This window comes from Gordonia jinhuaensis (genome assembly GCF_014639795.1).
Lineage (GTDB): Bacteria > Actinomycetota > Actinomycetes > Mycobacteriales > Mycobacteriaceae > Gordonia_B > Gordonia_B jinhuaensis.
This window is the reverse complement of record NZ_BMGC01000016.1, coordinates 53931-79019: the sequence shown is the minus strand read 5'-3', so window position 1 is coordinate 79019 and position 25089 is coordinate 53931. Positions and strand designations below refer to the sequence as shown.

Genomic DNA, 25089 nt, shown 5'->3' with positions numbered 1-25089 from the left:
GGTAGACTCGAACATGTATTCGATAGATGATTCGAGTCGCGGTCATCCACCGGGGAGGGGGTTCCGATGTCTCTGGTTGAACAGTCTGTTGAGTCAGATCCGGATCTCTCGGTGTTGGGGCTGCCCGAGTCTCTCGATGAGGTGGATGCTGCTGGTCTGGGTGAAGTTGTTGTTCGGGCGCGGCGTGCTAGTGCGTTGATGGACTGGCACCGGTTGCGGGCGATGGCCGAGGTCTTCGAACGGCTGGTCGCCCCGTATGCCGGGGAAGACCGCCGCGTCTACGATGCTCACACCCGCGCGGCGAACGAGATCGCGATGATGCTCGGCCGCAGTCAAGCCGGTGTGGAAACCGAGTTGATGGACGCCGCGCACTTGTTCGCGGGCCTTCCGCAGGTCGCGCAATGCCTGCACGACGGGGTGATCACCGGCGGACACATCCGCACGATCATCGCCCGCACCGCTCTGGTCGGCGGCCAAGAGTATGCACCAGTGGTGGATGCCGAACTGGCGGAGGCATTGCGGCGGCAAGGGAGCTGGTCGCTGCAACGTCTGCGGGATATGTGCGATCGGATTGTGTTCCGCCACGACCCCGCAGCCGTGCGTGAACGCCGAAAGGCGTCGGAAGAAGGCCGTCGGGTGTGGGCCGAGAACGCGACCGACGGTACGGCGGTGCTGCACGCCTCAATGACCGCCGAAAACGTGCGCATCGCCGCAGCGCGCGTCGACGCGTTGGCATCGAGTGTGTGCGACGGTGATCCGCGTCGTGACGGCGCGCGTCGTTCCGACGCCGTGTTCGCCCTGCTGTCCGGCGAGTTGTTCGAGTGCCAGTGCGACCGCGGCGACCAGTGTGACGCCACCATCCCCGCGCCGGCGATGGTGCAAGCCGCCGAAGCACAAGTGATCATCCATGTGATCACCGAAGCCGCGACCCTCGAAGATCCGGAACCAGAGCCCGAGCCGGAGGCGACAGAACCTGCGGTTGGGGCCGCCGATGCCGAGCCCACACTGTTCGAGGGTTCCGATACCGGTACTGCTCCGGAGAACACCGGACCCGCTGAACCTGTTGCCGCTGAACCTGACTCGGCTGAAGAGCCCGAACCCAAGCCCACAACCGAGCCCACGACCAAGCGCGCCTATTCGGCTCGCCACTCCGGTGTGGGGTTCATGGACGGCTACGGCGTCATCTCCGGCGACTACGTGCGGGAGTTGGCCCAACGCACGGGGGCAGTCATCAGACCGATCAACCCGGCCGGGAAACCACTACGACCGCATCTGCCCTCAGACCCCTACCGGCCCAGCATCGCGATGAACCTGTTCATTCGCATCCGGGACGGCTACTGCACCGTGCCCGGCTGCGACAAGCCCGCCTTCGCCGGGGACCTCGACCACGTGCACGAATACGACCACGACAACCCCGCGGCTGGTGGCCAGACCACCGCTGCCGGGCTGGCGACCAAGTGCCGGATGCACCATCAAATGAAGACCGACGGCGTGTTTCTTGATGACCAGTACATCGACGCCACCGGCAAAGCCCGGCAGGTCTTCTACACCCAGAACGGTGCAACCATCCACGGTTACGCCGAATCCGGTGACGACCTGTTCCCGACCCTGCGGGACATCACCTTCACCAACCCCGAACCACCACCGAAACACCCACCACCACAACCGAACACCGCTGATTCACCCACCAGACGCCGACCACGCCTGGCAGACACACACGCCCGCCGCCGCCAGGAACGAGAACGCAACCGCAAAGCCCTCGACGGCGAACAGGCGCAGGAAGCACGGCGCGCCACCGAGGATCGGCCACCGTTCTGACACGGAGCTCGGCTCCGCAGTCGTGGTGCGAGAACACCAATTCGCGTTCGGAGATTCTTGCTCCCGTACGAAATGTCTGCCGGGAATCGCTTTCATGCTTGTCATCCGTAGCCGGTTCCCGCAGGCCCGACTGACGCAAACCCCCGCCGCAAGCACTCCGCGCAAAAGGAATGACCTCCACATGCCGTTCATCCGCAAGCCCCAACTCGCCTCTCGCTCATCGCCGTTGAACGTCAACCATGGACACTGGCATTCTCGACGGATATGGCGGTCGGTCGTGGCGCTCGTTGTCACGCTGCCGCTGGCCTTCTCCGCCGTCTACATGTGGATGATGTGGGACCCCTCCTCCACGATCGGCAAGATGCCTGTGGCCCTCGTCAACGAAGATCGTCCTGCCGTATCCGGCAAGTCCACTCTTTCCGCCGGCGATCAGGTGTCACGCACATTGCTGACGTCACGAACGCTCGGCTTTGTTGAGGTCACGCGACAACAAGCGATGACAGGACTCGCCGCCGGCAAGTACTACTTCGTCGTCGACATCCCCCATGACTTCAGCTCGACCCTCGCGAGCCTCGGGTCCACCAGCATGGCCCCAGCGTTGATCAACGTGATGTACAACGACAACAACACGTTGATGGCATCCAGTATCGGCGGACGGGTGATGTCGGCGATCGGCGCAAAACTGGCCAGCGCCACCGCGACGACCACAGTGGGAACCACCGTCCACGGACTGACCACACTCGGAGATGGACTACGCAGCGCCGCAACCGGTTCAGGTCAACTCCATACCGGGACCAGCGCGCTCGCCGACGGGGCGAGCAAGCTGGCGACAGGCCTGAGCACCAGCCTGGTGCCGGGCACAACCCAGGCGGCAGCCGCCGGTCACCAGCTCGCCGACGGCACCGACAAACTGTCCTCGGGCCTGCTCACGTTGCGGAGCGGAACCGACCAGTTGGGATCGGGAGCAACGCAGCTCGCCGACGGAATCGACAGCGTGGTGAGCCGTGTCGACACCACCGCGCTGTCAGCGCAGCTGAGCCGTCTGCAAGCACTGCTGCCCAGCGGCGCCCACGACCCGACTACCGCACAGGCCGCCGCCTCCCTCACCCAGCTCGAGGCACTCGTCAACGGTCTCGACGCACTGCGGACGGGTAGCCGTACATTGGCTCGGCAACTCAGCGATCCGAACGCCCAGTACCGCAAGGGTATTGACACTCTGGTGGACGGGTCCCAACAGCTGAGCACCGGCGCGACGAAACTGAGCGCAGGCCTCGACAAGATCAACACCGGCGAGGTTCAGGCCGCAGGCGGCGCACAAAAACTCAGCGACGGAACCCGCACACTCGACGCGGGTGCGGCCCGACTGTCCTCGGCGCTGTCGAATGGTGTCGGCTCCCTACCTGATCTTGGCGACGGCGCCCATCAGAAGTCGCTGGCCCAGCTCCTCGGCACTCCCGTGTCGACGCATACACAGAACCTGGCACCCTCGCGCTCGCACGGTCCCGGCGGCGCACCGGTGATGCTGATGATCCTCAGCGCGCTCGTGCCGCTGATCGTGTTCCTGTGCCTGCGTCCGCTTCGCTTCTCCACCGCGCACCCGAGAACGGTCGGACTGCGCCCCTGGCTACGCCGGATCGGTGCCGTCACGGTGCTGAGCATGATGGGAATGGCCGTCGCGGGAGCCGGAGTATGGGCACTCGTCGATCCGGCACCCAATCCGGCCCACCTGGGACAGGTGATCGTGGGCGTCACCTTCGCCACGATCATGAACTCCGCACTCGTCGGGCTGCTGTTCGCCGTGGGCGGGTACGTGGCCGGAGCCCTCGCCTCCCTCGCGTCGATCATGCTCCAGGTGTTCACCTTCGGAGGGGTTTGGATGGTCGAGACGCTGCCGACGCCGCTGCGCATCCTGCATCCGCTGATGCCGATGACCTACGTACGCGACGGAATGATCCACGCGTTCAACGGGTCCCCCGGATTCTGGAACGCACAGCTGACGGTGATCGCCATCGCCGCGGTGATCACCGCATGCCACGCGGCGGTCGTCAGAGCACCGCAGTCGACACGCAGCAGCGCCGACGACCGCAGCGACATCGGTGCACCGGCGCGGGTGACGGCGTGAGCGTGCCGTTCCCGCCACTCTCCGGCGTCGAACGCTCAGGCGTCGAACGTCGCGGCGTCGATCACGAAGCGGTAGCGCACGTCGCTGGCCATCACGCGCTCGTAGGCGTCGTTGATCGCATCGGCGGCGATGATCTCGATCTCGGCACCCACGCCGTGCTCGGCGCAGAAGTCGAGCATCTCCTGGGTCTCGGCGATGCCACCGATTTTGGATCCCGCCAGGCTACGGCGATTGTTCGCCAGCGAGAACGCCGGAACCTCGATCGGGTGCTCGGGCAGGCCCAACTCCACCAATGTGCCGTCGACGGCCAACAGTCCCATGTACTTCGACATGTCGAGGTTGGCAGACACCGTGTTGAGGATCAGGTCGAAGCTGCCCGCCAGCGCGGTGAACGTGTCGGGATCGGAGGTGGCGTGATAGTGGTCGGCGCCCAGACGCAGGCCGTCCTCCATCTTCTTCAACGACTGCGACAGCACCGTCACCTCCGCACCCATCGCATGAGCCAACTTCACACCCATATGGCCGAGACCACCGAGGCCGATCACCGCCACCCTCGTTCCCGGGCCTGCCTTCCAGTGGCGCAGAGGCGAATACAGCGTGATCCCCGCACACAGCAGCGGCGCGGCCACCGACAGCTCCAGCGAGTCGGGGATCCGGCACACATAGTTCTCGTCGACCACGATCGCACTGCTGTACCCACCGTTGGTGGGCTGTCCGTACCGGTCGACCGCGTTGTAGGTACCGGTGAAGCCGTTCTCGCAGTACTGTTCCAACCCGGCCGTGCACGGACCGCATTCACGACAGGAATCGACGAAGCAGCCCACGCCCACCCGATCGCCCACGGCGTAGCGGGTGACTCCCGATCCGACCTCGCGTACGGTGCCGGCGATCTCGTGACCCGGCACCACCGGGTAATTCGCCTGTCCCCACTCACTTCGCGCGGTGTGGATGTCGGAATGGCAGATCCCGGAGTAGGCGATGTCGATCAGCACATCGGCCGGAGCGAGGTCGCGGCGCTCAACGGTGGTGGGCGTCAGCGGTTGCGTCGCCGCGGTGGCGGCATAGGCGTTCACAGTCAGCATCACTTCATTCTCCTCGCCGATGGCACGAAGCGCTCGTCACGCACACGTCGGGAAGAACACAGATCAGGAAGAGCAGACCGGTGACTGCTCAGCGAGCACACCGCGCACGGTGAAACTGCCCTCCAGCGAATACCTGCCCGCCGATGGCACACGTAGCGTGATCCAGCCGCGCGGCGTCTCGGCGATGCATGCCGTCACCGACGAGTCGTCCACGCTGCGCGCGACCAGATATCGGTTCGGCCGGATCTGCACCGGATAGGACCTGTCTGCCGACGGCACATCGATGACCATCTGAGAAGGGCTGTCCGACACCAAGGTCAGCGGGGCCGGCACGATCGGCGACGGATCGACCACCCGGTAGAGCGTCCAGTCGGCGTTACGCCAGGTCTCCTGCAGATAATCCGGATGGGTGGCCACCAAAGCAGCCTCATCCTTCATCTGCCGCAACGGTTTTGCTGACACGGCCACATAGGCCACCGCATTCTCCGACAACCAGTCGCGGTAGGAGCCGATGGTCAGCGCACCCTCGTCGTAGAAGATCGGGTTGTATCGCGAATCCGACTGGTTCTCCCAGCCGCGTGCCAGCTTCACGCCGTTGCCGAGCATGTGGGAACCGGCATGTGTACCGGCATCGATCAACTCGACGCGATGATTGTCCAGTTGCCCTGTCTTGGTGAGCTGTTCGGTGAGCGGCGCATACAACTCGGTGGGCTTGCTCGCGTCGGCGACGGCGAATTGATCTGCGGCGGCGACGAATACCGCGTAGACGATGGCCGGGATCAACGCAATACCGATGAGCCGCAACGGTCGCCGCGAGAAGTACAGCACCAGACACGGCAGCACCAGACAGAAGAAGCGACTGATGTTGGAGCCCACCCCGTTGGGGAAGGAGAAGATCACGATCGCGGCCACCGTTGCCAACGGCGCGATCCACACCGACGGCTTGTCGGTCATGGCCAGACCCGCGGTGACGCCGATCAGCACGATCCAGAACAGTGTGGTCCACGGGAATCCCTGCGCGCCGGGGGCGCCGAAGAGCGCGAACGGCACCAGCACACCCAGCGCCGCCCCCACAACCATCGCCACCACTGGACGGGTGCGGGTCGGCCGGTAGAGCAGGAACACGATCGAGCCGAGGCCGACGAATGCCGGTGCCAACGGACTGGCCAATCCGGACACCACCAGTCCCGCGACACCGAGGATCGTCAGGTTGCGCTTGATCAGCAGCAACGATCCCAACGCGAATGCGACACCGACCGCGAACGCGACACGTCCGGACATCAGATTGAGAACCGCGGCGATCGCGATCGCCCATGTGGTCGCCATCGGATGGGTCGCCGACCGCGACAGCGGGTAGGCCATCGCCGCGATCACCACCGTGGCCAGGCACAACAGCGGCAACGAGCCGATGACCGTCGACATCGCCGGCACGATCAGCGAGTAGCTCCCCGGCGACACGCCACCGAACCAGCCGAACCAGTATTCGAGACCGACACCCGACCGTGCGGCTTCCTCGCGGGCGATCGCGGCCTGCAGATCGCCCAGAGTGGGACTGACCGCCCACAGAATGGCCGTGGCGAGTACCGCCACGGCCAACGGAGACCAGTCACGCCACACCCGGGGCGAGGTCACCGCAATACTCATCGTCGAACCCTCAGGATGCCGACACCGCCCGCTCCCAGGACCACGCCACGTACTGATGCCAGAGCAGACGAGCACCGAAGGTGATCACCGCACCGACGAACAGCGTGAACAGTCCGGCCAGGACGTCGAGGAAGTAGTGATTGGCCGTTCCCATCACCACGAAGTAGGTGACCAGCGGATACAGGACGCCCAGCGCCCGCACCCACACACGCCGCGCGGTGAAGGCCAGCACCAGACCGCACCAGGTGGCCCAGGCGCAGTGCAGCGACGGCATCGCGGCGAACTGATTGGAGATGGCATCCGAACCCGGAGCACCCGACGCCGGCCACCAGCCCCATGACGAGGTCTCGGACATGATGTCGTAGAAGCCCTCGCCGCCGAGCATCCGCGGCGGCGCGGTGGGGAACCAGTAGAAGCCGATGAGTGCGAGCAGCGTGGTGACGATCAGCACCGAGCTCAGCACGCGGTAGCGGTTGCGGTGGGCGATGAACAGCCAGATCAGCACGCCCGGGGTGACGATGAAGTGCAGCGACGCGTAGATCAGCGACGACACGTCGGCTACCGGCGGGGTGTTGTGGACGAAGTGGTTGAGCGCACGTTCGAAGGCGATGCCGAAGGAATCCTCGAAGTGCAGGATGTCGTAGGCGTTGGAGAATGCCCTGCCGGTGACCTCGCCGACCCCATTGCGGATGGCCGAATACGCGGCGTACAGGCCGGCGATGAGGATGAGCTCGACCCACCAGCGCGGCCGCAGGAAATGATTGACGATCGCGGCCACCACGTTGGCGCGGGTTCGAGCGAGATCCCGTTCGAGCTCCTCGACGCGCTCGTCGATCGACGAGCGGGACTGATTCTCACCAGCGACGTCCGCGACGGCCGCGGTCTCTGTGGCTGTGGTCTCGGTGACTGTGGACCGCTCCTGACGACCGTGCGGGTCATCGCGGTCTCTGCCTTCGGCACCATCCCGCATAACACCCTCCAGTCCTCGCCCCATCGCGAGCACGGCCACACGCTTCTTGGTGAAGGCCCGGATCGGCAATCCACCGACGAGCATATCGTCCGATGGCCAGGAGATTATTCCACCGATTCGGACAATCAGGCGATAACCCTGTCCAGCGGGCCCCGCGATCGCTCTGTCGCACGCCGTTCACCGTGCGTCGGCGCTGGTCGGCGGTGCCGCGATCGTACGGACTGCCGACAAGGTCACAATTATCCCTCGGGGCCCCCGGCGGCGAGTATCGCGGCGATCTGCCTGACCGCGTAGTCGTATCCGGCGATACCGCATCCGGCGATCACCCCCGAGGCGATCGGCGACACATAAGAGTGGTGGCGAAACTCCTCACGGGCGAACACGTTGCTGATGTGGACCTCCACGATCGGCACCTCGGGGACCACCAGCGCATCGCGTAACGCCACCGACGTGTGAGTCCAGGCGCCCGGATTGATCACGATGCCGCTGACCGCGCCCCGCGCCTCGTGGATCCAGTCGATCATCACGCCCTCGTGGTTGGTCTGACGGGCCGTCAGCGGGTAGCCGAGTCCCTCGGCTACCCGGCTCGCCGTCGTGACGACATCGTCGAGCGTGTCGGCGCCGTAGACATCGGGTTGCCGCACACCCAGGGTGTTCAGGTTGGGTCCGTTGAGCAGCAGGATCGGAAGCGCAGTCGCCATGTCGATCACCCTAGGTGTTCGCGCGACGCCGTCGGGCCATGAACCCGACACGACGAACCCGGCAAAGCAGAGAAAACAGTCCAGTACACGACCAGTCGGTGAACTGCGGGGAGACCGGCTCACCGGTTTGTCTTCTACGCGCCGTTAACATCTAAGTCTGTGCCCGATGTCAGCCAGCGACCCGGCGAGGCATCCGGGCAGATCACCGAGCCGACTGCCGCCCCCGACGGCGTCGTGTCCGACGAGGTGACGTCGGCCGGATCGAGCCGTCCGACCCGCCCGCGGTGGCGGCGCAGCCCGGCACGGCTGCTCGGTTCGATCGGGGTCCGCCCGGCCAAACGCATGGCGATCGTCTTCGGTTTCCTCGGCTTCGTCCTCGCACTGGCCACCCCGCTGCTCCCGGTCAACCAGTCGACGGCAACGTTGTCCTGGCCGCAGGCCGGGCGGGTGCAGTCGGTGCTCGCGCCGCTCGTGTCGTACGTGCCGACGCATTTCGAGGCCACCGTCCTCTGCTCGGCGGTCGATCAGCTCGACGATGACGACCACACGGTCCTGGTGTCGACCACACCGAAGGATGCACCCAAGGCCACCGCCCGCGGACTGTTCATCCGCCGGTCAGGAACCGCCGGCGCACCCGACAACCAGCAGACCATCGAGGTGCTGGTCCGCAACTCGCTGGTGGTGGCGACCACACTGGCCGACGTCCGCGCGCAGAACTGCCAGCGCATCGAGGTGACCGCCGACTCCGACAAGGTCAGCGCCCGCTTCGTCGGCATGACCGAACCCGACGGTTCGCCACTGGAGGGCGAGACCTCCGACGGCGACCAGCGGCCCCAGGTCACCGGCATCTACAGCGACCTCGCCGGGCCGTCGGCGGCCATCCCCGGCCTGAGCGCCACCGCCACCATCGACACCCGCTACACCACCTCGCCCACCCCCCTCAAGCGCACGTTGATCATCATCGGCATCCTCGCCACGATCGCCTCGCTGATCGCGCTGGCCCGGCTCGACGCCACTGACGGCCACGGCCATCGCCGGATCTTCCCGCACCGGTGGTGGCGACTGAACATCCGCGACGTGGTGGTGATCGGCGCACTGATCGTCTGGCATTTCATCGGGATCAACACCTCCGACGACGGCTACCTGCTGACGATGTCGCGGGTGGCCGAACACGCCCACTACACGGCCAACTACTACCGCTGGTACGGCGCACCCGAGGCGCCCTTCGGGTGGTACTACCAGGTGTTCGGCTGGTTGGCCCAGGTGACCACGGCCAGCCCATGGGTGCGCCTACCGGCCCTGGCGTGCGGGATCATGGTGTGGCTCATCATCAGTCACGAGGTACTGCCCCGCCTGGGTCGCGCCGCCAAGTCCAATGCGACGGTCGGCTGGACCGCGGCCTTCGTGTTCCTGGCCTGCTGGTTCCCGTTCAACAACGGGTTGCGACCCGAACCGATCATCTGCCTGGGGGCCCTGCTCACCTGGTGTTCGGTCGAACGAGCCACCGCCACCGGGCGGCTGCTGCCCGCGGCGATCGCCTGCCTGATCGGCGCCTTCAGCCTCGCTGCAGGACCGACCGGGCTGATGGCGGTGGCCGCACTGATCGCCGGCGCCCGGCCGATCATGGGCTCCTACATCAAGCGCGCGAAGGAGATCCGGCGCACCGAACGCTTCGGCAACCTCTGGTGGTCGATGGCCGCGCTGATGTTGCCGATCCTCGCCGCCGGGGTCTTCGTGATCTTCGTGGTGTTCTCGAGTCTGACGTTGACCGCATTCGTCGACTCGTCGCAGATGAAGACCGCACTGGGTCCCTCGTCGCACTGGTACAACGAGATCGCCCGCTACTCTGCGCTTTTCGAATTCTCCGCCAACGGTTCGGTGGGAAGACGGTTCGCGGTCCTGAGCATGTTCGCAGGTCTGGTGGTCTCCGCGGCGATGCTCATCCGCAAGAACCGCATCCCCGGCACCGCGGTCGGACCGTCGCGTCGCATCGTCGGCATCACCTTCATGTCGCTGATCTTCCTGATGTTCACCCCGACCAAGTGGACCCACCATTTCGGTGTGTTCGCCGGCCTGGCACCGGCACTCGCGGCGATCGCGGCCATCGCGGTCACCGGTGAGGCGATGAACGGCAAACGCAACCGGCTGCTGTTCACCTCGCTGGTGCTGTTCATCACCGGCTTGTCGTTCACCGGGCCCAATGCGTCCTTCTACTACTCCAACTGGGGGATGCCCTGGGGTGTGCAGATGCCCCATCTGGTGGTCGATCTCGGTAACGCCCTGCTCTACCTCTCCCTCATCGCCCTGGCATGCGCCGCCTGGGTGCATTTCCGAGAGCCGTATACGCAGCCCGCCGCGAGCCAGGCCGGCGCGGGTGACACCGCCGGGACCTCGGGCAACTGGCGCGCGGTCAGATCGTCGCCGTTGATGGTCCTGGCATTCCTGGTGGTGGTCTTCGAGGTGGCCACCGCGGTGGTGGCCGGAACCAACCAGAGCGGCTCGTTCTCGCTGCAGTCGTCGAACATCGCCGCCCTGTTCGGCCGACCGTGTGCGATGGCTGACAAGGTGCTCGTGGAACCGGACGCCAACGCCGGGATGCTCACCCCCGTGGATCCGCGCGCGGCGAGTGACCCACTCGCCGGACCCACCCTCGTCGCCTCCGACGGCGGACCCACCACCTACGGCTTCTCGGCCAACGGCATCCCCAAGAGCCTCGACTCCCACGCCAGCGCCGACTCCCTGGGCGTGCTGAGCTCGAACGTCGCCGCCTCACCGGATGTGCTGAACAACAACGCCAGCGGGACCGGCGGCGGCGAGTCGGGCACCGCCGGGGTCAACGGAAGCCTCGCCGAACTCCCGTTCGGGCTGAACGAGGCCACCACCCCGGTTCTCGGCAGCTACTCGGCCACCGACCAGTCCCCCGCACGACTGCAGTCGTCGTGGTATCGCCTGCTGCCCAAGGAATCCGACGAGCCGCTGGTGGTGATGTCGGTGGCCGGACGCTACGACAACGACAACCTGAAACTGCAGTACACGACCCAGCCGGTCAGCCCGACCACCCGCGACGCCGACCTCACCTCGGCCGGCGAGGTGACCATGATCGATCCGGGACCGTCCCCGTCGTGGCGCAACCTGCGCATCTACCGCTCGACACTGCCCAAGGAGACCACCGCGGTGCGGATCACCGCCGTGGACAACAACCTCTCCGAGGACAACTTCATGGTGGTCACGCCGCCGCGGACCCCGCATCTGCAGACACTGCAGAAGATGGTGGGCAGTTCCGATCCGGTGCAGATCGACTGGACATCAGGTCTCGCCTTCCCCTGTCAGCGGCCCTTCGACCACCAATACGGTGTCGCCGAGGTACCCAAGTGGCGCATCATGCCCGGCGCGGACCTGTCGGCAGCCGTGTCGGCGTGGCAGGACTCCTTCGGTGGTGGCCCGCTGGGCTGGATCGAGATCGCACTCGACTCGACCACGGTGCCCAGCTATCTGCAGGGCGACATCGGCCGCGACTGGGGGTCGCTGGAGCGCTACACCGCCTACGACGACCCGGTCACCGCGAAGCTCGACGTCGGCACCGCCCGCCGCAGCGGATTGTGGAGTCCGGCGCCGATCCGCTACTGAACGCAGCGCTGCGACCAGTGGCCTTTGATCCGGTACCGTGCGGAGTTTGACACGCTGAATGCCAGCTCACCAGCGGGTTCACCCACGCACAGGCACGTCGAATAGCATCATTGCTCGTGCCTGTGTCAGCTCGAGTCCCCAGCGCGGGGGTCCTCCGATCGATCGCTGTGATTGCCGGGCTGGTGGGCATTGTGCTCTGCATCGTCACCCCCCTGCTCCCGGTGACCCAGAAAACCGCGACAATCACCTGGCCACAGGGTCAGCAACTGTCCGAATCCACCCCGTCGGTCACCGCGCCGCTGATCGAACAATCAGCGCAGTCGATGGACGTGGTGCTCAGTTGCCGCACACTCGGCGACGTCGACCGCGACGGCGGGGTCATCTTCTCGACCATGCCGTCCACCGCGATGAAGTCCTCCTCGCGCGGACTGTTCGTCACCGCGAACGCCTCGACGATCACCGTGACCTCCCGCGGGGCCACCCTGACGCAGGCAAGCCGTGCCGATGTCGCCTCTGCGGACTGCCGTGAGCTGCACATCTGGTCGGACCCGACCGGTGTCGGCGCACGGTTCGTCGGACTCGGCGGCGCGAACACCCTCGGCCCCGACCGACGTCCGCAGGTGTCGGGCATCTTCTCGTCGCTGACCACCGACCAGATCCGCGCCGCCGGACCGGCCACCCACGTCACGATCACGATCGACTCGCGCTTCGACTCGCGTCCCTCGGCAATCAAACTGGCCGCGATCATCCTGTCGATCATCAGCGTGGCGATCTCACTGCTCGCACTGGCCGGACTCGACTACCGATTCGGCTATGTGCGCAGACGCCTGCGCAGACATCACGTGCTCTCAGCGTTGCGACCGCGCTGGACCGACACCGTGGTGACCCTCGTACTGGCGGTGTGGCTGTTCCTCGGGGCGGGCACCGCCGACGACGGCTACATCCTCACGATGGGCCGGGTAGCCCACGGCGCCGGCTACCTCGGCAACTACTACCGCTTCTTCGACGTACCCGAGGCGCCGTTCGACTGGTACTACAGCTTCTTGTCACTGTGGTCGCAGGTGTCGACCGCCGGACTGTGGATGCATCTGCCCGCGCTCGCGGCCGGTCTGGCGTCCTGGTTCATCCTCAGCCGTGTGCTCATCCCGCGCCTGGGTGCCGGTGTGCGGCGCAGCGCGTGGGCCACCTGGGCGGCCGCAGCGGTGTTCCTGGCCTTCTGGCTGCCTTTCGACAGCGGACTGCGCAGCGAATCGGTGATCGTGCTCGGTTCACTGATCACCTGGTGGATGGCCGAACAGTCCATCGCCACCCGTCGACTGCTGCCCGCCGCGGCCGCCGCGATCGCGGCCGGCTTCACCCTCGCACTCGCACCGCACGGTGTGATCGGACTGGCCGTGTTGCTGGTGTCGGCGCGCGCGCTGCTGTCGCTGCTCATGCGCCGCCGCAACGAGGCCGGACTGGCCGCACTGGTCGCGCCGATCGTCGCGGCCGCACTGCTGGTGCTGGTCATCGTGTTCCGCGACCAGACGCCGGTGACCGTGCTCGACGGCATGCGCCTGCGCCGCGCGGTCGGACCCACCCTGGGGTGGAGCCAGGAGTACATGCGCTACTACTTCCTCACCGTCACCTCCCCGGACGGGTCGCTGACCCGCCGCGTGCCGGTGCTGCTGCTGTTCGCCTCGCTGGCCGTCACCGTCGCGGTGATGTTGCGGCGCGGTCGCATCGGGCGCATCGACCCCGGGCCCACCTGGCGTGTGGTGGGCGCGACCCTGGTGACGATGCTGCTGCTGGCCTTCGCACCCACCAAGTGGACCGTGCAGTTCGGCATCTACGCCGGGTTCGCCGCCGCGCTGGCGGCCGCCGCGACGGTCGCGATCTCGGAGACCGCCTCGCGATCGGCGCGCAACCTGTGGGTGTTCGTCGCCGGGCTGATGTTCGCCCTCGCTGCGGCGACCGCCGGGTACAACGCCTGGCCGTGGGCATACAACCTGGGCATCTCGTGGTTCGACCGGGCGCCGGTGATCGCCGGTAAACAAGTCTCGACGATCTTCCTGGTCCTGGCGGTACTGGCCTGTGCGGTGGCGGTGTGGCAGCACCTGCGGCTGGACTACACCGCCAACAAGGGTCTGCGGCATCAGGGTGACGGCGGCTCGGACAAGGAGTCCACGGCCGACCGACGCCGCTTGTTCCTGGCGTCCTCCCCCATCGCGGTGATCGCCTGGCTGATGGTCGTGGTGATCCTCGCGCTGTTCCTCAAGGGCGCCGCCGCACGTCGGCCGGCCTACACGGTTCTCTCGGGCAACCTGCGTGCACTGACCGGCAACACCTGCGCGATGGCCGACGACGTACTGGTCGAGACGGATCCGAACGCGGGCATGCTCACCAGCGCCGAGGGCAAGTCGGCCTCGGCCGCGCTGGCCGGATCGGAGTCCACCGGGTTCACGCCCAACGGTGTGGCATCCGATCTGACCCCCGACTACGACCAGATGAAGGCCGGCATGGAGAACGTCGCCGTCGGCGGTGCCGCTTCCTATCCCTACGCCGGCGGCGAGGCGGGCACGCTCGGCGGCTATGGCCCCAAGACCGTCAACGGATCCACCGTTGCACTGCCTTACGCCCTGGACCCGGCGACGACCCCGGTGCTGGGCAGCTACGGCTACAACACCGGCCAGGCCAAACTCACCACCGGCTGGTACGCACTGCCCGACCGAGACGCCTCACCCCTCTTGGTGTTCAGCGCAGCCGGCTCGATCTTCACCGTCGACGAAAACGGCGTCCCCGAATACGGGCAGTCGCTGACCGTGCAGTTCGGCAAGCGCGGCGCCGACGGCGGCTTCGAGCAGATCGGCGGCTCGATCCTGCCCATCGACCCCGGACCCAATCCGCCGAACCGCCCGTGGCGCAACATGCGGGTGCCGATGGACCGGGTACCCGCGGGTGCGACCGCGATGCGCATCGTGGCCGACGACAACAACGTCAACCCCAAGCAGTGGATCGCGGTGACCCCGCCGCGTGCGCCGATGCTGGAGACGCTGCAGTCGGTGGTCGGCTCGGATGCACCCACCCTGCTGGACTTCGCGGTGGCCGCGCAGTTCCCGTGTCAGCGTCCGGTCGGCATCCACAACGGTGTGGCCGACGTACCGAAGTGGCGGATCCTGCCCGACCGCATCACCGCGGCGACACAGTCGAAAACGTGGCAGGAGACCGAGGCCGGCGGCATCCTCGGCATCTCCGAATCCACCACGAGCCCGACCACCATCCCCACCTACCTCGACCACGACTGGTACCGCGACTGGGGTTCACTGCAGCGGCTCAACCCGCTGGTACCCGACGCGCACGCCGCATCGGTGACCACCGGCGATCGTCGCGCCTGGGGCTGGACCCGCGACGGGGCGATCAGAATGGTGGCCAACGTTGATGACTGAGATGCGTTGATGACTGAGATGACGGTCGATGACTGAGAAGACAAGCGGAGATGACAGGCGCCAGGCGGGCGACACCGGTGAGACGACGGACACGGTTGTGAGACAGAGCGATTCGACAGGCGGCACCGACACGGCGGAGACCTCCGCGCCGGCGACCGGTCGGCGACGTTCCTATCGCACGGTGAAGATCGTGGCGTCGGTCGCCGGCATCCTCGGCTTCCTCATGGCCGTGCTGACGCCGTTCATGCCGGTGAAACAGACCACCGCAGAACTGAACTGGCCGCAGTCGGGCCAGGTGTCGTCGGTGACCGCGCCCCTCGTGTCGTTCGTCCCGATCGACATGACGGCCACCGTGCCGTGCTCGCTGGCCCGTGAACTACCGCGCTCGGGCGGCAACCTGTTCTCCACCGTCCCCACCAGTGGCGAGGACGCCAGCGCACGCGGCATGTTCATCAGGGTGTCGGAGCAGACGCTGACCGTGACCATCCGCGACGTGGTGGTGCTGACCGCACCGCGCGCGGCCGCCGAGGCCAGTCCGGACTGCTCGATCGTGGTGAACGCCGACGGAAAGCGCGTGTCCGGTCGCATCGAGGGGTTGGCCGACACCACGTCGGCCCCGGCCGGTGCGGCGGCGCCGCAGACCACGTTCGGCGTCAACGACCCGAACCTGCGCCCGCAGATCGTCGGCTTCTACACCGACCTACCCAAGACAGCCTCGTCGGCGGGGCTGTCGGTCCACGCCACCATCGACACCCGCTACGTGACCACCCCGACCGTGATCAAGCGGATCGTCATCGTCGTCGGCATCCTGCTGACGTTGATCTCCCTGGTCGCGTTGGGGATCCTCGACATGCGCGACGGCCGCGGCCATCGCCGCTGGCTGCCGGCCGGCTGGTGGCGTGTGCACCCCGTCGACGTGGTGGTGTTCGTGATCCTCGCGGTGTGGTGGCTGATCGGCGCGAACACCTCCGACGACGGCTACAACTTCACCGTCGCGCGAGTGGCGGGCACCGCCGGCTACCTCGACAACTACTACCGCTACTTCGGTGTGCCGCAGGACCCGTTCGGCTGGCACTACTACGTGCTCTCGGCGATGACCCATGTCAGCCTCGCCGCACCGTGGATGCGTCTGCCCGCCTTCCTGCTGGGGCTGCTGGGCTGGTGGCTGATCAGCCGCGAGGCGATCCCGCGCCTGGGCCGGACCGTGCGTACCTCGCAGGCCGCGATCTGGTCGGGGGCGACAGTGTTCCTGGCGGTGTGGCTGCCACTGAACAACGGTCTGCGACCCGAACCCGTGTTGGCCGTGGGAGCCCTGCTCACCTGGTGCTGCGTGGAGCGTTCGATTGCGACCGGCCGACTGCTCCCGTTGGCGATCGGCACACTCACCGCGGCGTTCACCCTCGCGGTGGCCCCCGGTGGCCTGATGGCCGTGGCGGCCTTGCTCGCCGGCATCCGCCCGCTGCTCAAGCGGGTGATGATGCGCCGCAAACGCGACGGGCTCATACCGTTGCTCGCGCCGATCCTGGCCGCGGGGACGGCGGTGTTGTTCGAGATCTTCGCCGACGACACCTTCGGCAGCGTGCTCACCGCCAATCAGGTGGCCTCCCAGGTCGGTCCGACGCTGGAGTGGTGGCAGGAACCTGTTCGCTACTACTACCTGATGCTCAACACCGTCGACGGCGGATTGTCGCGCCGGTTCGCGGTGCTGGTGATGATCCTGTGCCTGCTCGCGGTGATCCTGGTGATGCTGCGCAGGCGGATGCCCACGGGTATCGCCAAGGGTCCGGTGTGGCGCATCGTCGCCACGGTGCTGGGCACGATGTTCTTCACCGCCTTCACCCCCACCAAGTGGACCCACCACTTCGGCGTGTACGCCTGTATCGCCGGTGTGCTCGGTGCGGCGGCGGGTGCGATGATGGCCCCGGTCATCTTGCGCCGCAGGCGAAACCGCACGTTCTTCGCCGCGGCGGTGCTGTTCGTGGCTGGTCTGGCCTTCTCGGCGACCAACGGCTGGTGGTTCGTCGGCAGCTTCGGTGTCCCGTGGTGGGACCGCGCCCCGCAACTGGCTGGTATCAACGTGGGCTGGGCCATCCTCGCGGTCGCGGCGGTGGTGGCGCTGGTCGGGCTGTGGCAGCACTTCCGCGACGACTACACCGACGAGCAGACCCGTGAGGGCAAGACCAGTCGGTTCGGACGGCTTCACGTGACCCCGCTGCCGCTGATCGCCGGACTGGTGGTGCTCTTCGAGGTCGCCTCACTGGCCAAGGGTGCCTATGTGCAGCGCGACAGCTTCTCCTGGGCGTCGTCGAACATCAAGGCATTGCGCGGCGACATCTGCTCGATGGCCGATGACGTTCTGGTGGAACCGGATCCGAACGTCGGGCTGCTGCGTCCGGCGCGGCTGCCCGGCCAGGAGAACGTGAGCCCTGGAGATGCGCTGGCCGGCAAGGGGATGACCGGCTTCGACCCCAACGGTGTGCCCACCGATCTGAGTGTGGACTCCACGGTGAGTTCCGACAGTGACACCGCGACGTCGACCTCGACGGGCGGCAACTCGACCAGCGGCAATACGACCGGCAACACCACCTCGGGCACCAACAGCGCTGGCAACAGTGCCGGGTCGCAGGACACCGACACCAACAGCGAGTCGGCCAGTGCGGGCACCACCGGCGGCCAGGGACAGCGCGGCGTGAACGGGTCGACCGCGAAACTGCCGTTCGGTCTGAAGCCTTCGCAGACACCGGTTCTGGGTTCCTATGGAACCGGTGGCGGTGCCAAGCTCACGTCGGACTGGTACGACCTGCCGCAGCGTTCCGACGACCGCCCGTTGCTGACGATGTCGGTGGCGGGAACGGTGGCCGCCTACAACTTCCAGGGTGTACTCACCGGCGGGTCGAAGGTCGTCGTGCAGTTCGGCCGCACCGAGGCCGACGGCACGGTGCGTCCGCTGGGCACGATGTCGCCCACCGACGCACTGACCGCGCCGCAGTGGCGCAATCTGCGCTTCCCGATGGACAAGGCACCGGCCGGGGCCAATGTGGTGCGCGTGATCGCCGCCGACCCGACCGCCTCCGACGATCAGTGGGTTGCCATCACACCGCCGCGTGTGACGCAGATGCGCACACTCGATGAGGTGGTGGGCCGCAAGGATCCGGTTCTCATCGACTGGTTGCCCGCGTTCGTGTTCCCGTGCCAGCAGCCGATGCTGGTGAAAAACGGTGTGGCGCAGGTGCCCAAGTGGCGCATCCTGCCCGACGCGAACGCCACGAAGGTCAACAGCCAGACGTGGATGTCGGGTAAGGCCGGCGGGCCGCTGGGACTCACCGACGCGATGCTGACCCCGACTCTGCTGCCCAGCTACATGAAGAACGACTGGGCGCGCGACTGGGGAAATCTGCAGCGGTTCACCGAGATCGACCCCGCTCCCCCGGCAAAGCTCGAACTCGGGACAGCCACGCGGTCGGGTACGTGGAGTCCGGCACCGATGCGGTCGGTGGGGTACTGACGGTCGGGTCGTCCGTCCGCAGGCGGGAGCGGGAACTGGTTGCGTTTGTCTGAACTGGTTGCGTTTGTCTGAACTGGTTGCGTCTACACACACAACCAGTTCACCCGAGCGCAGCGAGTTCTGACACCAAATCCGAAGGCCCAGGACACAACCCCAACCGCACCCACCCCGGCACCCCGATAACTCCAGAAAATCACACCCGTGAACTGGTTGCGTGTGAGCGCGCGCAACCAGTTCTCACAAACGCAACCATTGCACTGGCTGCGTACGCCACAACTGGTTGCGTCTACACAAACGCAACCAGTTCAAACAAGCGCGACCAGTTCGCACACACGCAACCAGTTCACGCAGACGCAACCAGTTCACGCAGACGCAACCAGTTCACGACAACGACCACGGTCCCCGACGGCGAACCGTCGGGGACCGTGGTGTGAACTAGGTCAGCGTGATGTAACCGCGAAACCGCGATGCCTTACAGCGCCTTCAGTTCCTCGATGACCGACGCCACCGACTTCTTCGCATCGCCGAAGAGCATCGAGGTCTGCTCGGCGGTGAACAGCGGGTTGTCGATACCGGCGTAACCCGAACTCATCGACCGCTTCAGCACGATCACCGAACGTGACTGGTCGACGTTGAGGATCGGCATGCCGTGGATCGGCGACCCCGGGTCGTTGCGAGCGGCCGGGTTGGTGACGTCGTTGGCGCCGATGACGATGGTGACGTCGGTGCGGTTGAACTCACCGTTGATGTCGTCCATCTCCTTCATCGCGTCGTAAGCCACATCAGCTTCGGCGAGAAGGACATTCATGTGCCCGGGCATACGTCCGGCCACCGGGTGGATGGCGTATTTGACCTCCACCCCCTTGTCCTCGAGAAGGTCGGCCATCTCCTTGACGGTGTGCTGAGCCTGCGCGACCGCGAGACCGTAGCCGGGCACCACGATCACCTGGTTGGCGTAGGCCATCTGGATCGCTGCGTCGGCAGCCGAGGTCGCCTTCACCGCACCACCGGTGGCCGTGGCGGCGCCACCGCCGCCTCCCCCACCGCCGAAGGAGCCGAACACGATCGCCGGGATCGACCGGTTCATGGCGGTGGCCATCAGGTTGGTGAGGATGGTGCCCGAGGCGCCCACGATCATGCCGGCGACGATCATCGCGGTGTTGTTCAGCGCGATACCCGCGGCAGCAGCCGACAGGCCCGTGAGCGCGTTGAGCAGCGAGATGACCACCGGCATGTCGGCGCCACCGATCGGCAGCACCACGAACAGACCGAGCACACCGGACACCACGAGCAGCGCAACCATCCACCAGACCGATGTTCCCTCACCGGGTTTGGCCTTCACGCCGATGTAGATCGCGATCGCAACGGCCACGATCAGCAGCACGATGTTGGCGACCTGGAACAGCCGGGCGTTGCTGACGAAGAACTTCTCGACCTTCTTGTTCAGCACCTCCTGCAGCTTGAGGAAGGCGACCAGCGAACCCCAGAACGAGATCGACCCGATGATCGCACCGAACAGCGATCCCACCACCACGGCAACCGTGGGCTGCTGGTCGAGGCGGAAGTCCGAAAAGCCCTTGGACGAAATGAATTCGGCGAGGGCGATCAGCGCGACCGTGCCACCACCGAGACCGTTGAACAGTGCGACCAGCTGCGGCATCGCCGTCATCTTGGTCTTCTTGGCCGGCGGCACACCGAGGATCACGCCGATGGCCAGGCCGCCGATGATCAACACCCAGTTGATCGCATAGGTGTTGCGGATCAGCAACAGCGTGCCGATGATCGCGATCGCCATGCCGACTGCGGCGATCTGGTTGCCGCGCACCGCCGTCTTCGGCCCCGTCAGGCCCATCAGGCCGTAGATGAAGCAGGAGAAGGCGACGATGTAGAGGATGTAGACGAAGTAGGTCACTGTTCGGCACCCTTCACCGAATCCGAAGCAGCCGAAGAGTTTTCGGGCTTACGGGATTTGAACATGCCCAGCATGCGGTCGGTCACGAGGAAGCCGCCGACCACATTGAGGGTGCCGAAGATGAGTGCGATGAACGAGATGATCCGAACACCCCACCCCGCGTCGGCGGGAAGAGTGCCGAGCGTGATGAGCGCACCGAGCACCACGATGCCGTGAATGGCGTTGGTACCCGACATCAACGGCGTGTGCAGCGTGTTGGGGACCTTGGAGATGACCGCGAAACCCACGAACCCGGCGAGCACCAGGATCGCAATGTTCGCCAGCAGACCGTAATACATCAGGCGGTACCTTCCTCACGCGTCACGCACGACGCGGCGAGCACTTCGTCGGAGAAATCGGGGGTGATCGCGCCGTCCTCACCGAGCATCAGATCGATCAGCGCGTAGAGATTCTTCGCATACAGTTCGCTCGCATGCTCGGGCATGGTGGCCGGGAGGTTGAGCGGCGACGCGATCGTCACATCATGTACGACAACGGTTTTGCCGGGCTCGGTCAATTCGCAGTTGCCGCCGGTCTCACCGGCGAGGTCGACCACCACGCTGCCGGGCTTCATCCCCTCCACCGCAGCTGCGGTGACCAGACGCGGCGCCGGACGACCGGGCACCAGCGCGGTGGTGATCACCACGTCGAAGCCCTTGATCGCGTCCTCGAGCGCCTGCTGCTGCTTGGCGCGCTCGTCGGCGGTCAGCTCACGGGCGTAGCCACCCTCACCGGCGGCGTCGATACCCAGATCGAGCCACTGCGCACCGACCGAGCGGACCTGCTCGGCGACCTCGGGTCGCACGTCGTAACCCGTGGTGCGGGCGCCGAGACGTTTGGCCGTGGCCAATGCCTGCAGGCCGGCCACACCCACACCGAGCACGAGCACGGTCGCCGGCTTCACGGTGCCCGCTGCAGTGGTGAGCATCGGGAAGAAGCGAGTGGACTCGTCGGCGGCCACGATCACCGACTTGTACCCGGCAACGTTGGCCTGCGAGCTCAGCGCGTCCATCGCCTGCGCGCGCGAGATGCGCGGGATGGCCTCGACCGCGAACGCCTGCACCCCGGCCGACTTCAGTGCCGGGATCTGGTTGCGCTCGTTTCGAGGATTCAGGAAGCCGATCAGGGTCTGCCCCGACCGCAATCGCGACACCTCGTCGTCGGTCGGCGCGGCGACCTTCACCACCACGTCGGCGGAGTACGGATCGCCGATACGCGCGCCCGCGTCCACGTACAACTCGTCGGGGATCAGCGCACCGAGGCCGGCACCGCTCTCCACCACCACATCGACACCCTTGGACACCAGGGTCGACACCACTTTGGGAACGAGCGCGACGCGACGTTCCCCTTCGGTCGTTTCGCGTACGACTCCGACGCTCATCTCTGCACCTGTTCGTCGAGCGAGGCGCTGCGGGTTCCGGCGGCAATCCTTGTGGGGTGCCGGCCGAAGTGATCTCACAGCCCTCGCGGCGGACAAGCGACCCACGTCACGGGTTTTCACAGGTCGCGAACTGCCGACGAAGATAGCACGCCCGGTCAATTGCCCGAAGTGCCCCGAATCACCGAACATCCGCGCGGCCACCTGAGCGCCGGGTCCGAACAGCCCTGGCGCCCAACTAGTTAGCAGCGCAAACGTCTATCACCGGTGTTCTCCCGCCGGAAACAGACGCCTCAGAGCGCGACGGAGACGATGGGCGACGTCGTCGGCGCAGGCGACCCGTCGCGCGGTTCCACAGTGATGGCAACCTCGTCGAATCCGCTGAGATCCTTGAGCTTTGCCGTGACGGTGGGATCCATGTGGACCATCGTCCCCTCCGACCGCGGCTTGTGATCGGCACCCATCACCCAGAGCTGGTAGGCGTGTTCAGCCGGCGGCTGCGGAGCCGACGTGATAACCACCAGCGCCTGATTGAGCGACTTCGACGACGCGACGGTCACCGCGGCGGTGGAGCCGCCGATGGTGGTGCGATTGACCTGGGCGTCGGGCTCGGCCAGGATCGCCGAGATCTGTTCAGCCGCACCGGACGTCTGACCGGTAGAGGATCCGCCGCCCGGCGCCGGTTCGGCGACCGTCGTCGTGGTGGTGGAACCGCGATCGGGTGAGGTCACCCGACCGACCACGCCGCCACCGATCGCGACGATCACCGCCGCGGCCACCGCGATGCCGGCGATCGCCCACCGCCGCATCCGTGTCGACCGGGCGCGAGCAGCCGCCAGGTCGGTCACCTCCGCGCCCGCTGCGGGGCCGGTGGTAGCGCCGGTGAACCCGCCGCCTGTGTGCCCGCCATCTGGGCGCCCGCCATATCCCTGTCCGCTCGCGTCGGCAGCGGCGAGCACGCGCAGGCGCAGCCCGTTCGGCGGCGCCGTCTGCACCTGCGAGGACATCTGCGCGAGGGTCTCGCGAATGTCGGCGATCTGCGCACGCCGACGCTGCTGCTCGGACTCCGGCACCAGGTCGAGCTGCGACTCGAAGGCAGCAGTCTCCTGGGCATCGAGCGCATCGAGCGCATACAGCTCCACATATTCGTCGAGCAGACGACGATCGGGGCCGGCCCCGCCCGAACCGTTCCGGTCAGCCATCGCGACCCACCTCCAGACATGTACGAAGACGACGCAAACCGTCGCGAATACGTGATTTCACCGTCGGCAGCGCCGCACCGAGTTGCTGCGCGACCTGCGGATAGGTGAGGCCGCCGTAGTAGGCCAGCTCGACACTCTGGCGCTGCACATCGGTGAGCGTGCCCAGACAATTGCGCACCTGCGCGGTCTCGTCGTCACGCTCGAGACGTTCGGCGGTGTCGTCGACGTCGACCACCAGCGCGGCCACACCGCGCTCGAAGGTCCGCCGACCCGCGGCCTCCTCCGACCGCACCCGGTCAACCGCACGGCGATGCGCGATCGTGAGCAGCCACGAGATCACCGACCCGGCCTCTGCGGAGTACCGATCCGCGCTCTGCCACACCGACAGGTAGACCTCCTGCGCGGTCTCCTCGGCATAACCGGGATCTCGCAGCACCCGCAGGATCAGGCCGTACACCCGCGGACTCGTCTGGTCATAGAGCTCGGCGAACGCGCCCCGATCACCCTCTGCGACCCGCGCCATCAGCCCTGCCAGGTGAGACGATCGGTGCGTGTCGTCCGCCTCGTCGGCGCGGGTGGGTGCCGGTGCCGGGACCTCCGGCGGTCGTTCTGCCACACCGATGAGACTAATCGGAGCCCGATCGGGGACGAGCGCGGCGGAACTTCTCACATCCTGTGTTCGGTGCCGACAGGCGCACGGATCGCTGTGAAGTCGCGCAACAACCGCAACAACGAGGGTGTCGTTCCTCACGTCGGCTCGTGCGTGACGCTCACCCGTCAGTCACCTGCCGACCCCATCTCACCGCCTGGCCTCGACGCACGGCGATCCAGTCCGTCCGCGCGCGCCCAGCCCGCCTCACGCAAACCGGCGACGTCGGCGAATGCACCGGCGACCGGAGGCCCGATCCCCAGTCGATGGCCGGTCAGGAATCGTTCGAGGACCGGCTGGGGAGTCAACGGGACCGGTTTGGCACCCGGCGGCGCGAGGACTCCCCAGCGCGACCGATACAGCCACACCGGACCCAGCCGCGCACCGCTCACCCGATCGCGGAAGTAGTTGGGTTCGGTCGCATCGATCACGGCGAGTTGCTCGTCGTCGAGCATGGTGATCACGAAGGCATCCCGTGCGCCGGCGTCGGCGTACGGGGCGGCCGGGATGAAGCCCGGTCTCATCGACCCGGCGACCGGCAACCGCCGGCTGCGGTGAGCCCGGCTGCGGTGGGCTCGGCTGCGGTGGGCACTGTGTCCCACCGCCACACCGGCAACCACGTCGACGAGAAAGACGATGGGCCCGTCATGTCCGGCGAGCTTGTGGCTCATCACCGCCGCACACGCGTTGGAACCGACCGCCACCACCGGGGTGCGGTGCTCCAGTGGCGTGTGACCCGATTCGTCCAGAATGGCCCGGATGCGCGAGTGGTCGCAGCGCACATACCGCCCATCAGCGAGAAGGCCGGGCGCCCGTACCGACGGCCCGGGATAGCGCCACGGCTGACGCCGCAGGTCAAGAGCCGGTTGGACCACGTCAACCCCTTCTGCGTGCACAACATGCGCACGCGCCGCCGTAACCCGTCTCGATCATTACCGTTTGGCAAAGATGCGGTTCGACACTGTGCACAACGTTGCAGTTGTGAAACTCTGCAACTGCAGCGGTACATCTGGCC

15 protein-coding genes are annotated in these 25089 nt (G+C 66.6%); 5 read left to right on the top strand and 10 right to left on the bottom strand.

Annotated elements, in window-relative coordinates; genetic code table 11:
- The first annotated feature begins 66 nt into the window (after positions 1 to 66).
- Both IEW22_RS12070 and IEW22_RS12065 read left to right on the top strand, forming a co-directional pair.
- Positions 67 to 1818, top strand: coding sequence for an HNH endonuclease signature motif containing protein (locus IEW22_RS12070; RefSeq protein WP_188586848.1), 1752 nt, complete (start codon positions 67 to 69; stop codon positions 1816 to 1818).
- Positions 1819 to 1912: 94 nt separating this feature from the next.
- Positions 1913 to 3940, top strand: a complete 2028-nt coding sequence (locus IEW22_RS12065) for a YhgE/Pip domain-containing protein (protein WP_308421393.1) — start codon at positions 1913 to 1915, stop codon at positions 3938 to 3940.
- A gap of 35 nt (positions 3941 to 3975) precedes the next feature.
- Here the strand turns inward: IEW22_RS12065 and IEW22_RS12060 are convergent, their stop codons facing one another.
- The 4 genes from IEW22_RS12060 to aroQ all read right to left on the bottom strand — a co-directional run bounded on the left by IEW22_RS12060 (position 3976) and on the right by aroQ (position 8337).
- A complete protein-coding gene (locus tag IEW22_RS12060; RefSeq protein WP_188586870.1) occupies positions 3976 to 5022 on the bottom strand; it encodes an NAD(P)-dependent alcohol dehydrogenase in 1047 nt (348 codons plus the stop codon).
- 63 nt (positions 5023 to 5085) lie between these two features.
- Positions 5086 to 6666 carry a hypothetical protein gene (locus tag IEW22_RS12055; RefSeq protein WP_188586846.1) on the bottom strand — a complete coding sequence of 527 codons (1581 nt, stop codon included), beginning with the start codon at positions 6664 to 6666 and terminating at the stop codon, positions 5086 to 5088.
- Positions 6667 to 6676: 10 nt separating this feature from the next.
- On the bottom strand, positions 6677 to 7720 hold the full coding sequence (locus IEW22_RS12050; RefSeq protein ID WP_229742540.1) for a phosphatase PAP2 family protein: 1044 nt from the start codon (positions 7718 to 7720) through the stop codon (positions 6677 to 6679).
- Positions 7721 to 7875: 155 nt separating this feature from the next.
- Positions 7876 to 8337, bottom strand: coding sequence for a type II 3-dehydroquinate dehydratase (aroQ, locus tag IEW22_RS12045; RefSeq protein WP_188586845.1), 462 nt, complete (start codon positions 8335 to 8337; stop codon positions 7876 to 7878).
- Between the two features lie 342 nt (positions 8338 to 8679).
- Between aroQ and IEW22_RS12040 the strand changes: the two genes are divergently transcribed.
- The 3 genes from IEW22_RS12040 (at position 8680) to IEW22_RS12030 (ending at position 18894) form a co-directional block, all read left to right on the top strand.
- A complete protein-coding gene (locus IEW22_RS12040; RefSeq protein ID WP_188586868.1) occupies positions 8680 to 11964 on the top strand; it encodes an arabinosyltransferase domain-containing protein in 3285 nt (1094 codons plus the stop codon).
- 116 nt (positions 11965 to 12080) lie between these two features.
- On the top strand, positions 12081 to 15389 hold the full coding sequence (locus IEW22_RS12035; RefSeq protein WP_373284178.1) for an arabinosyltransferase domain-containing protein: 3309 nt from the start codon (positions 12081 to 12083) through the stop codon (positions 15387 to 15389).
- Positions 15390 to 15612: 223 nt separating this feature from the next.
- A complete protein-coding gene (locus tag IEW22_RS12030) occupies positions 15613 to 18894 on the top strand; it encodes an arabinosyltransferase domain-containing protein (RefSeq protein ID WP_229742552.1) in 3282 nt (1093 codons plus the stop codon).
- A gap of 472 nt (positions 18895 to 19366) precedes the next feature.
- Here IEW22_RS12030 and IEW22_RS12025 read toward each other — a convergent pair whose 3' ends face one another.
- From IEW22_RS12025 to IEW22_RS12000, 6 genes are all read right to left on the bottom strand, one after another.
- Entirely contained in the window at positions 19367 to 20806 is a 1440-nt protein-coding gene (locus IEW22_RS12025) for an NAD(P)(+) transhydrogenase (Re/Si-specific) subunit beta (RefSeq protein ID WP_188586843.1), read from the bottom strand.
- A complete protein-coding gene (locus tag IEW22_RS12020; RefSeq protein ID WP_188586842.1) occupies positions 20803 to 21144 on the bottom strand; it encodes an NAD(P) transhydrogenase subunit alpha in 342 nt (113 codons plus the stop codon). The genes IEW22_RS12025 and IEW22_RS12020 overlap by 4 nt, the downstream gene beginning before the upstream one ends.
- Positions 21144 to 22226 carry a Re/Si-specific NAD(P)(+) transhydrogenase subunit alpha gene (locus IEW22_RS12015; RefSeq protein WP_188586841.1) on the bottom strand — a complete coding sequence of 361 codons (1083 nt, stop codon included), beginning with the start codon at positions 22224 to 22226 and terminating at the stop codon, positions 21144 to 21146. The genes IEW22_RS12020 and IEW22_RS12015 overlap by 1 nt, the downstream gene beginning before the upstream one ends.
- Positions 22227 to 22516: 290 nt before the next feature.
- Entirely contained in the window at positions 22517 to 23425 is a 909-nt protein-coding gene (locus IEW22_RS12010) for an anti-sigma factor (protein WP_188586840.1), read from the bottom strand.
- Positions 23418 to 23948, bottom strand: coding sequence for an ECF RNA polymerase sigma factor SigK (gene sigK, locus IEW22_RS12005; RefSeq protein ID WP_229742550.1), 531 nt, complete (start codon positions 23946 to 23948; stop codon positions 23418 to 23420). Before sigK ends, IEW22_RS12010 begins: the two co-directional genes overlap by 8 nt.
- Before the next feature lie 254 nt (positions 23949 to 24202).
- Positions 24203 to 24949 (bottom strand): hypothetical protein, encoded by a 747-nt coding sequence (locus tag IEW22_RS12000; protein ID WP_188586838.1) that lies wholly within the window; start codon positions 24947 to 24949, stop codon positions 24203 to 24205.
- Positions 24950 to 25089 lie beyond the last annotated feature (140 nt).